The organism is Curtobacterium sp. MCBA15_016, assembly GCF_001865105.1.
Lineage (GTDB): Bacteria > Actinomycetota > Actinomycetes > Actinomycetales > Microbacteriaceae > Curtobacterium.
The window spans coordinates 53,394-63,018 of the sequence record NZ_MJGR01000029.1 but is presented as its reverse complement, the minus strand read 5'-3'; the positions used below and the strand labels follow the sequence as shown (position 1 = coordinate 63,018).

The window sequence follows — 9,625 nt, the reverse complement described above, 5'->3', positions numbered from 1 at the left end:
GCGCCTCCCGTCCGTCGTGCGGGGACGTACCGGGGACGTACGCATGATCCGACACCCCACCAGTCGATCGACGCGCGCTTCGTCGGAACATGCACGCGTACCGTGTGCGTCCGCATGTTCCGACACTCCACCAGTCGATCGACGCGTGCTTCGTCGGAACGTGCACGCGCATGCACGCTCACAGGCGTCCCCGCACCACGCCGCCCACCCCCGCGCGTCAACCCGGGTTGACATCCATCAGTACGTCAATGTAGGTTGACACGCGTGGACCGACCGACCATCACGAGCCTCGCCGCCGGCGCAGCCGGAGACGACCCGTTCTCCGCCCTCGCCAGCGTGCGCGAACTCCGTCGTGAGCTCGACCGGACCGAGGAACTCGCCGCCCGACGTGCCCGGAACGCCGGCGCCTCGTGGCAGGAGATCGCGACGCTGCTCGGCGTCAGCCGCCAGGCAGTGCACAAGAAGTACGGCAGAAACTAGGAACACGATGAGCTCCCCCTTCGCCAGACCCAAGAAGACCGACGGTCCCCGCGCCACGTTCGGCCGACTGCTGAGCTACCTGTTCGAGAACAAGCCCGCGATGGTCGTCATCATCGTGCTGAGCGTCCTCGGTGCCGGTGCGTCCCTCGCGCAGCCGCTGCTCGTCAACCAGGTCATCACCGCCGTCCAGCACGGCAACACGCTGAGCACCCTCGTCTGGCTGCTCGTCGGACTCGTCATCGTCGCGGGCGTCCTCAACGGTGTGCAGCACTTCCTGCTGCAGCGCGCGGGTGAAGGCGTCGTCCTGTCCACCCGGCGGAAGCTCATCGCTCGCATCCTCAACCTGCCGATCTCCGAGTTCGACACGCGCCGCACCGGCGACCTCGTCTCCCGCGTCGGCAGCGACACGACACTGCTGCGCGCCGTGCTGACGCAGGGCCTCATCGAGTCGATCGGCGGTGCCCTGACGTTCATCGGTGCCATCATCGCGATGGCGGTCATCGACCCGCTGCTCCTCGGCATCGTCGTCGTCATCGTGCTCGTCGCGATCGTCGTCGTCGGCGGGCTCAGCCGCCGCATCCGCGTCGCGTCGAAGCGTGCGCAGGAGAAGGTCGGCGACCTCACCGCGGCGGTCGAACGCGGCATCGGTGCCGTCCGCACGATCCGTGCCGCCGGTGCCACCGAGCGCGAGGTGCACGAGGTCGACGGCCACGCGACCGAGGCCTACCGTCGTGGCCTCGACATCGCGCGGATGTCGGCGTTCGTCGTCCCGGTCGCGAGCATCGTCATGCAGGTCGCGTTCATCGCCGTCCTCGGGGTCGGTGGTGCACAGGTCGCAGCCGGCACCATCACGATCGCGACGCTCATCACGTTCATCCTGCTGCTCTTCATGATGATCATGCCGCTCGGCCAGGCCATGGGCGCCGCCGTCGCCGTCGCCCAGGCGCTCGGTGCGCTCGGCCGGATCGAGGAGATCCTGCACCTCCCGACCGAGGCGCAGGACGACCAGGCCGTCCGCGTCGCCGCCGCGGTGGAGAGCGACGACGCGATCGCCTTCGAACACGTGTCGTTCCGGTACGCGCGTCCGGCCCAGGCCTCCGGTGCGGACGGCGCCGAGCCGGCCGTCGACGACGACACCGCCTCCGACGACGTGGTGCTGCACGACGTGTCCTTCCGGGTCCCCCGCGGATCGCGGGTCGCACTCGTGGGTCCGTCCGGCGCGGGCAAGTCGACCACACTCGCCCTCATCGAACGGTTCTACGACCCGACCGACGGGGTCATCCGGCTCGGCGGCGTCGACGTCCGTGGCCTCGACCGCGCCGAGCTGCGCGCGCAGATCGGGTACGTCGAACAGGACGCTCCGGTGCTCGCCGGCACGATCCGGGCGAACCTGCTGCTCGGTTCACCGGACGCCACCGAGGACGACTGCGTCCGCGTGCTCGAGGCCGTCAACCTCGGCGAGGTCCTGCACCGCGACCCCCGCGGCCTCGACGCCCAGGTCGGCGAGGACGGCGTCATGCTCTCCGGCGGTGAACGGCAGCGGCTCGCGATCGCCCGGGCACTCCTCGCCGCTCCGCCGATCCTGCTGCTCGACGAGTCCACCTCGTCGCTCGACGGCGTCAACGAGCAGAAGATGCGCCTCGCGATCGATGCCGTGGCCGAGGACCGAACGCTGCTCGTGATCGCGCACCGGCTGTCCACGGTGGTGGACTCGGACGTGATCGTCGTGCTCGAGCACGGCCGGGTCGTCGGCGTCGGGACCCACTCGGAGCTCGTCGAGTCGACGCCGCTCTACCGCGACCTGGCGAAGCACCAGCTCCTCGTCTGAAGCCGCGGAGGGCCACCGTCCGACTTCCGCGCGCTGGGGTCAGAGGAGCGCGCCGTCGGGGTTGCCCAGTCCCTCGTCCATGTCGCTGTGGTCGACGTGCCCACCTGCGGCGCGGATCTCGTCGAGTGCTCGCGCGCTGCGGGCTTCGTCCACCCCGACCACGAGGTCGTCGTAGACGGCGACGTCGTATCCCGCAGCCCGGGCGTCGAGCGCCGATGCCCGCACGCAGTGGTCGGTGGCGATGCCGACCACGTCGATCGTGACGACGCGGTGCTCGGCCAGGACCTCGGGCAGCGGGACGCCGTCCTCGGTGCGCGCCTGGAAGGCCGAGTAGTCCGGCGTGCCCTGCCCCTTGAAGACGTGCACGTCGATCGGAGCGGTGTCGAGCCGCGGGTGGTACTCGGCCCCCGGGGTCCCGGCGACGCAGTGCACCGGCCAGGTCGACTCGTAGTCCGGTCCCTCGGGACCGGCGAAGTGGCCGCCGTTGTCGTCGTCGCCGTGGTGCCAGTCGCGGGAGCCGACGATGAGGTCGTACTCGTCGGCGTGCCGACCGAGGAACGCGGTGATGCGTCGCGCGAGGTCGTCCCCGCCGGTCACACCGAGGGCACCGCCCTCGGTGAAGTCGTTCTGGACGTCGACGACGAGGAGTGCCCGGGACATGGGTCCATCCAACACCCGCGGCCTCAGGAGCCGGTGAGCCTGCTCCCGCACGAGTACGTCGCCGCCGTCACCGCGTCGAGTGCGGGCAGCGCCGCGGCCCGCGAGGACCCGATCGCGTAGAAGGCGAACGTCAGCCGGGTGCCGTCGGCCGCGTCGATGTAGCCGCCGAGGGTGTTCGCGCTGTCGATCCACCCGGTCTTCGCGTGCACCTTGCCCCGGGCGACCGCGTTCGCCCCGGTGAACCGACTGGCCAGCGTGCCGGACTGCCCGGACACCGGCAGGGCGTTCGCGAGCGTCCCGAGGCCCTTCGCACCGGCGGCGACCTGCACCATGAGGTGGGCGACGAAGTTCGGCGACACGGCGTTCGCGGCGCTCTCCCCCGAGCCGTCCTTGATGACGATGCCTGCAGGGTCGACGCCGTACGACTTCAGGGCCGCCTGGTACACGGCGGTCAGCGAGGCTGCGGAGCCGTCCGAGCCGGACTCCTTCGACGAGATCCGCGCGAGCATCTCGGCGAGGGTGTTGTCCGAGTTCGGGATCATCTGCCCGATGAGCGTCGACACCGGCTGCGAGGAGACGGTGGCGATCGTGTCCGTGCTGGTCGTGGCACGTTGCACGATCTGCGCGTTCCCCGCACCGGCGACCCCGGCGTTCGCGAGGGCCGTGCGGAACAGGTCCCCGGCGCGACCGACCGGGTCGGTGGAGCGCGGCGAGGTCTGGGCACCCGGGTTCGCGCGGTCACCGTCGACCATGAGCGCCGTGACGTTCGGCTGGTAGCCGATCGTCCGCTCGCTCACCGGCCAGGTGGGGTCCCAGGCGTCGGCGTCGTTCCAGTACGTGTCGTCCGTGACGATCGTCGTCACCGGGGTGTTGCCGAGCTTCGCCTTCACCTGCTGGGCGAGCTGCGCGAGCGTCGGGGCGCCCGGGTACACCGTCGCTCCGCCGGCCGAGAGCGTGGCGTCACCGTGGCCGACGAGGGCGATCGCACCGCCGGACTCCTTCGTCACGGTGGTGGGGATGCGGTGGTCGCCGCCGAGGACGGCCAGCGCGGTCGCCGTCGTCAGGGTCTTCATCACGCTGCCGGTCTGTGCGGCCTCGTCACCGTTGCGTGAGAACAGCACCTCGCCGGTCTTCGCGTTCATGACGTACCCCTCGAACGCGCCGAGGCCGCTCGCCGAGGCGGCGTTCGTGATCGTGCAGGTCCGGAGGGCGGAGGGGCCCGCGGCGTCGTCCGGCACCGTGCGGCCGCTCGGCGTCGGTGTCGGGGTGGGGGCGGCCGTCGTCGGTGCGGGGCTGCTCGACGCGGTGGCGGACGCCGTCGCGGCCGCCGTGGTCGTCGGGGTCGGCATCGTCGCCGCCGCCACGGCCACGGCACCGCCGGACCCGAGCACGAGCACGGTCGCGAGGCCACCCGCGATCCACGGCACCGGGCGGCGGGCGAACGAGGCGCGGACGGCGGTGCGCGCGTCGCGGAGGCGGTCCGCGACGCCGCGCGGTGAAGGCTGCTGGTCGGACATCGCGAACGATCCTACGGAACTGCGGGAGGAGCCTCCAGGCCCACTTTCCGGATCCGGACGTTCCGCGCCCTGCCGGACGTCAGCCGTCGGCCGGTCGCGTCAGCCGTCAGCCGGGTACCGGACGCCGACCTGTCGGCGAGCCTCGTCCATGAGGGCCATGATCGCGACCGTCTCCTCGGGGTCCATCGGGCCGCCCTCGTGGGTGCCGGACTCGACCATCGACTCGAACGCGCGGACCTCGTGCGCGTAGCCGGTGAGTTCCTCGCGCCCGTCGAACTCCTCGACGACGTTCCCGTCGCGGTCGCGGAGCCGCCAGGTCGTCGGCGTGAACCACGTCGAGTCCAGGTCGATGCGGCCGTCCTCGCCGATGACCGAGGCGGTGTTCGGACTGCGGAGGTCGAGCCCGAAGTGGAGCATCGACTGCGTCCCGCCCTCGTGCGTCAGCACCAGGCCCATCTGGGTGTCGACGCCCTGCTCGCTCAGGGTGCCCGCGGCGACGACCGACGTGGGGACGCCGAGGACGTCGACCGCGAAGGAGATCGGGTAGATGCCGAGGTCGAGCATGGCGCCACCGCCGAGCGCCGGGTCGTTCAACCGGTGTGCCGGGTCGGACGGCAGCGCCTGGTGGTGCGTCGCCTCGACGAGCCGGACCCGCCCGATGCGGCCCTCGGCCACGAGCTCGCGGATCATCGACATCTGCGGGAGGAAGCGCGTCCACATCGCCTCCATGACGGCGACGTCGGCCCGCCGGGCGGCGTCGACCACCAGGCGGGCCTCGTCCGCCGTGATCGTGAAGGCCTTCTCGACTAGGACGTGCTTGCCGGCCTCGATGGCGAGCAGTGCGTCCGCCGCGTGCCGCGAGTGCGGTGTCGCGACGTACACGGCGTCGACGCCGTCGTCGGCGACGAGGTCCTCGTAGGAGCCGTGCGCCCGCGGGATCCCGAACTCGGCCGCGAACGTCTCGGCGCTCGCGAGCGTCCGGCTGCCGACCGCGACGAACTCGACCCCCGCGGCCGTGCAGTCGCCCACGAAGGACCGTGCGATGCCGCCCGTACCGATGACTCCCCAGCGAACCGTCATGGGACCTGTCTACCAGGGGCCACGGTCGGCACACCGCGGTCCGCCCGCAGCACTTTGGTATGGACTGCACCGGTGATTGCCAGCTAGCGTGCTGCTGCACCCCCTGAACGGGGGTCCCGCGGTCGCGTCCGACGGCCGCTCCCCCAGCAGAAAGCGATCAGGTCCTCCATGCGCCGATCCGTCCTGTCCGTCGTCGCCACGAGCGCGGCCATCGTCATCACCTCGACCCTCGTCGGTGTCACCCCGGCGACCGCTCACGGCTGGGGATCGCCCGGACACGGCTGGGCACCGCCAGGACACTCGGCCGACGCGGGACTGCAGCCCCGGACGCAGTTCACGATGGCGGCCGACGGCTCCTCCGGCGCGAGCCAGGGCGGCGAGGGCATCCCGAACATCGACTCGGTCAAGAAGACCATCGCGACGTACTACGGCGACCCCGGCACCGGACTCGCGAACCGCACCGACTCCCCCTACATCCGCGAGATGCGGTCCATCGTCGACCGGCAGAGCGCCCAGCTGCAGCGCATCCACGACGCCGCGGTCCGTCGCGGCGAGAAGCCCGCGATCGTCCTCGACGCCGACGACACGACGCTGTGGACCTACGACATGGAGGTCGCGGACATGCACTTCGTGTTCGACCCGGCCCGCCAGGACGAGTGGGTGCAGGACGAGCGCTTCCCCGCGACGCCGTCGATGGTCGGCTTCGTGAACCGGGCGCAGTCGCTCGGGTTCACGGTCTTCGGCCTCACCGGTCGGAACGACGACCAGAAGGCCGCCACCGTCCAGAACCTGTCGAAGGTCGGCTACACCGCGTTCACCCAGGACCGCTTCTTCACGAAGTGGACCGGAGTCGGTGCGTCCCAGCAGCCGTCGTACATCACCTGTGCCACGGCGAAGTGCACGACCGTCGAGTACAAGGCGCTCACGCGGAAGCACATCGAGCAGGACCTCGGCTACGACATCGCGCTCAACGTCGGTGACCAGTGGAGCGACCTGCAGGGCGGGTACGCCGACCGCTCGGTGAAGCTGCCGAACCCGACCTACTACCTGCCCTCGGCCGACCTGCCCGGCGTGTCCGAGCCGCGCCTGACGCCCCGCACGCACTTCACCATGGCCGCCGACGGCTCCTCCGGCGCCACCCAGAGCGGCGAGGGCATCCCGAACATCGACTCGGTGAAGTCGACCATCGCGACGTACTACGGCGACCCCGGCACCGGCCTCGCCAACCGCACCGACTCCCCGTACATCCGCGAGATGCGGTCCATCGTCCGGAAGCAGGCTCCCGTCGTCGCCGCTCAGTGCGCCGTCGGCCGGAAGCTCCACCGCAACCCCGCCATCGTGCTCGACGCCGACGACACCACCCTGTGGACCTACGACATGGAGGTCGCCGACATGCACTTCGTGTTCGATCCCGCCCGCCAGGACGAGTGGGTGCAGGACGAGCGCTTCCCCGCCACCCCGTCGATGACCTCGCTCGTGTCGATCGCCCAACGCTCCGGCTGCACGATCATCGGGCTCACCGGGCGCAACGACGACCAGAAGACCGCCACGATCGAGAACCTGCAGAAGGTCGGGTACCCGCAGTTCGCGGCGACGCAGCGCGGCACGCAGACGTACTACACGAAGTGGACCGGCGTCGGTGCCTCGCAGCAGCCGTCGTACATCACCTGCGCCACGGCGAAGTGCACCACCGTCGAGTACAAGTCGCAGACCCGTGCGCACATCGAGTCGCGCTCGGGTGGGCGCTACGACGTGGTGGCGAACTTCGGCGACCAGTACAGCGACCTGCTCGGTGGGTCGGCGGACCGGAGTGTGAAGCTGCCGAACCCGACGTACTACCTGCCCTGAGGCCGGGTCGGGCCGGGCGCGCAGGCGCCCGGCCCGGCTCAGGCCCGGCGCCCGGCGCCCGGCGCCCGGCCCGGCTCGGGCCCGGCGCCCGGCGCGGCTCGGGCCCGGCTCCCGGGTCGGGAAGCAGAAAGCCCCGGTCAGACACTGTCTGACCGGGGCTTCTCGGAGCCGCCTGTCGGAATCGAACCGACGACCTATTCATTACGAGTGAATCGCTCTGCCGACTGAGCTAAGGCGGCGGACGCTCCGTTGCCGGAGCGGCACGGGACACGACTATACAGGTTCAGACGAGCGAACGCGAAACGAGCGCGTCGAGGTCGGCGAAGGACCGTTCGAGCTCGTCGACGAGGTGGGTGTCCGACCCCGCGTCCGACCACTCCCACCACGCGTGCCGCAGCGCAGCCAACGCCACGAGGGACGCCAGCCGCGCCCGACGACGCCGCTCCGGGGTCTCGCCGGAGGCGTCCGGAGCTCCGTCCGCAGCCGCCGCGAAGCGCGCCACGATGGCCCCCTCGATCGCCGCCTGGAACTCCTTCATCGACTCCATCCGCCGACTGAAGAGCTCCGGCGCGGCGCGGAGCACCTGCTGCCGCTCTTCGATCAGCCCACGCTCCTCGATGAGTTCGCGCGTCGAGTGCACGAGCAACGCCCCGAGGTCGGCGAGCAGGTCCCCCGTCGGCCCACCGGCCACGAAGTCCGCGAGGGTGTCGTCGTCCGGGAGCGTGGGATCGTCGCCGAGGATCGCGCCTTCCTTGTTCGGGAAGTAGTTGAAGAACGTCCGCGGCGACACGTCCGCACGCCGCGAGATCTCGTCGACCGTCACCGCCGCGAGCCCCTCCTCGATCGCGATGCGGAGCGCGGCCTGCTGGATCGCGAGTCGGGTGGCGCGGCGCTTCCGCTCGCGCAGGCCGGGTTCTGCGTCGGACATGCGGTGATTGTCCCATGCGCGGGGGCGCGGGCGGATGGGGAACGTCACAGGGTGCGGTCCGGGACGGCCTGGAGGCGCGGTGCGAGCGCGTCCTGCGTCTCACCTCGGGCAGGTGGTCCCGCCCAGGGCGCGGGTCAGCGGCGCGCGCGGGCGATGGTGACGAGCAGCGCCTCGAGCGCGAGGAGGGCCGCCACGTTCGCGGCGATGCGCTGCCGAGCGAGCGCGATGGCGTCGAGCACCTCGAGCGCAGCGGCCGGGGGCACCGACTGCAGCGCGTGGTCGAGCTGTTCCCGCATCGCGAGGTTCACCGGTTCCGCCGGCGCCCCGAGCCCGAGCAGCAACAGGTCACGGTACAGCGACGAGACGTCCACGAGGATCCGGTCCAATCCGTCCCGGAGGCTCCGCGTCGCCCGACGCTTCTGGTCTTCCTCGAGCAGGCGCAGCTGCGAACGGAGTGCCGGTGGGATCGTGCCACCGGGCTCGATGCCGAGCGAGCGCATCGCGGCGTCACGTTCCTCGGCGTCGCGCTGCTGCGTGATCGCCTTGGCGTCCTCGTCGGCGACGGCGAGCAGGTCGGCGGCGGCCATCACGGCGTCTCCGACGGTCCGGACGCCGAGCACCGTGCTGAGCGTGCGGCGTCGACGATCGCGGGCGTCCTCGCTGGTCGCCAGACGCTGTGCCATGCCGATGTGGCTCTGCGCCTGGCGTGCGGCGTCCATCGCGAGGACGCGGTCCACACCGGTCCGGGCGACGAGCAGGTCTGCGACGGACTCGATGCCCGGCACGCGGAGGCGGACCGACCGCACGCGCGACCGGATCGTCGGCAGCAGGTCGGCCTCGCTCGGGGCGCAGAGGATCCACACGGTGCGCTCCGGCGGTTCCTCGAGCGCCTTGAGGAGCAGGTTCGACGTGCGTTCCGTCATGCGGTCCGCGTCCTCGATGATCACCACGCGGTACCGGCCGACGGAGGGCGAGTAGTGCGACGACGTGACGAGCTGCCGGATCTCGTCGATGGTGATGATGACCCGCTGCGTGGTCAGGACCGAGACGTCGGGGTGGGTCTTCGCGGTGATCTGCTGGAGCGTGTGGTCGTCGTCCGGACCGTTGCCGACGAGTGCGGCGGCGAAGGCGGACGCGACGTTCGACCGGCCGGAGCCGGGAGGCCCGGTGATCAGCCACGAGTGCGTCATGCCACCGGTGCCGTCGGGCGACTCGGCCGCGTTGCGGAGCGACGCGACCGCTTCCTCTTGCCCTGTCAGGCCGTCCCACACGCTCACGGGATCA

At 71.3% G+C, this 9,625-nt stretch carries 8 protein-coding genes and 1 tRNA gene; 3 read left to right on the top strand and 6 right to left on the bottom strand.

Features of this window, described 5'->3' with window-relative positions:
• Positions 1-279 precede the first annotated feature (279 nt).
• Both BIV03_RS12705 and BIV03_RS12700 read left to right on the top strand, forming a co-directional pair.
• The gene (locus BIV03_RS12705) at positions 280-480 is read left to right on the top strand and encodes a hypothetical protein (RefSeq protein WP_202818766.1); all 201 of its coding nucleotides are present in this window, start codon (positions 280-282) and stop codon (positions 478-480) included.
• Between the two features lie 7 nt (positions 481-487).
• Positions 488-2,308 (top strand): ABC transporter ATP-binding protein, encoded by a 1,821-nt coding sequence (locus BIV03_RS12700; RefSeq protein ID WP_070418422.1) that lies wholly within the window; start codon positions 488-490, stop codon positions 2,306-2,308.
• A gap of 39 nt (positions 2,309-2,347) precedes the next feature.
• Here BIV03_RS12700 and BIV03_RS12695 read toward each other — a convergent pair whose 3' ends face one another.
• The 3 genes from BIV03_RS12695 to BIV03_RS12685 all read right to left on the bottom strand — a co-directional run bounded on the left by BIV03_RS12695 (position 2,348) and on the right by BIV03_RS12685 (position 5,565).
• Positions 2,348-2,968, bottom strand: coding sequence for an isochorismatase family protein (locus tag BIV03_RS12695; protein ID WP_071295962.1), 621 nt, complete (start codon positions 2,966-2,968; stop codon positions 2,348-2,350).
• 23 nt (positions 2,969-2,991) lie between these two features.
• Positions 2,992-4,485: a D-alanyl-D-alanine carboxypeptidase/D-alanyl-D-alanine-endopeptidase gene (gene dacB / locus BIV03_RS12690; RefSeq protein ID WP_083403415.1), complete on the bottom strand. Its 1,494-nt coding sequence runs from the start codon at positions 4,483-4,485 to the stop codon at positions 2,992-2,994.
• A 99-nt stretch (positions 4,486-4,584) separates the two neighbouring features.
• Positions 4,585-5,565 (bottom strand): Gfo/Idh/MocA family protein, encoded by a 981-nt coding sequence (locus BIV03_RS12685; protein ID WP_070418420.1) that lies wholly within the window; start codon positions 5,563-5,565, stop codon positions 4,585-4,587.
• A 168-nt stretch (positions 5,566-5,733) separates the two neighbouring features.
• Between BIV03_RS12685 and BIV03_RS12680 the strand changes: the two genes are divergently transcribed.
• The gene (locus BIV03_RS12680; protein ID WP_071295961.1) at positions 5,734-7,413 is read left to right on the top strand and encodes an HAD family acid phosphatase; all 1,680 of its coding nucleotides are present in this window, start codon (positions 5,734-5,736) and stop codon (positions 7,411-7,413) included.
• 166 nt (positions 7,414-7,579) lie between these two features.
• On the opposite strand, the gene BIV03_RS12675 is transcribed toward BIV03_RS12680, so the two are convergent.
• The 3 genes from BIV03_RS12675 to BIV03_RS12665 all read right to left on the bottom strand — a co-directional run bounded on the left by BIV03_RS12675 (position 7,580) and on the right by BIV03_RS12665 (position 9,618).
• Positions 7,580-7,652, bottom strand: a tRNA-Thr gene (locus tag BIV03_RS12675).
• A gap of 44 nt (positions 7,653-7,696) precedes the next feature.
• Complete coding sequence (locus BIV03_RS12670) at positions 7,697-8,341, bottom strand: TetR/AcrR family transcriptional regulator (RefSeq protein WP_071295960.1); 645 nt, start codon at positions 8,339-8,341, stop codon at positions 7,697-7,699.
• Between the two features lie 134 nt (positions 8,342-8,475).
• On the bottom strand, positions 8,476-9,618 hold the full coding sequence (locus BIV03_RS12665; RefSeq protein ID WP_070418418.1) for a DNA polymerase III subunit delta': 1,143 nt from the start codon (positions 9,616-9,618) through the stop codon (positions 8,476-8,478).
• Positions 9,619-9,625 lie beyond the last annotated feature (7 nt).